General features: G+C 65.1%; 1 protein-coding gene. It reads right to left on the reverse strand.

Annotated features, from left to right (window positions below; translation table 11 throughout):
• The coding region (locus F3087_RS45770) for a glutamine synthetase beta-grasp domain-containing protein (protein WP_191094486.1) at positions 1-350 on the reverse strand (350 nt) is incomplete at both ends.

The following is a 350-nucleotide window of genomic DNA, read 5'->3' on the forward strand; positions in this document are numbered from 1 at the left end:
CCGAAGTACGCGGTGTCGGCGATGCCGGTCGAGCGCAGGTACTCCTCGGCCTTACGCGCGATGTTGCGCGGGTCGCGGCTGTAGGCCTCGCGGGTGAACGGGTCGTGCACGAAGAAGTTGAGGTTCAGCGTCTTGGCGGCGCGGAACGGGTCCAGGCGCGCGGTGCTGAAGTCGGGCAGCAGGAGCATGTCCGACTCGTCGATCGACTGGAAGCCACGGACGGAGGAGCCGTCGAACGCTAGCCCTTCCTCTGCGAGGTCGGTCGTGAAGGCCTTCGCCGGGATCGAGAAGTGCTGCTGAACGCCGGGAAGGTCGCTGAAGCGGATGTCGACATATTCGACCTCTTCATC

It is taken from the genome of Nocardia colli, from assembly GCF_008704205.1.
GTDB lineage: Bacteria > Actinomycetota > Actinomycetes > Mycobacteriales > Mycobacteriaceae > Nocardia > Nocardia colli.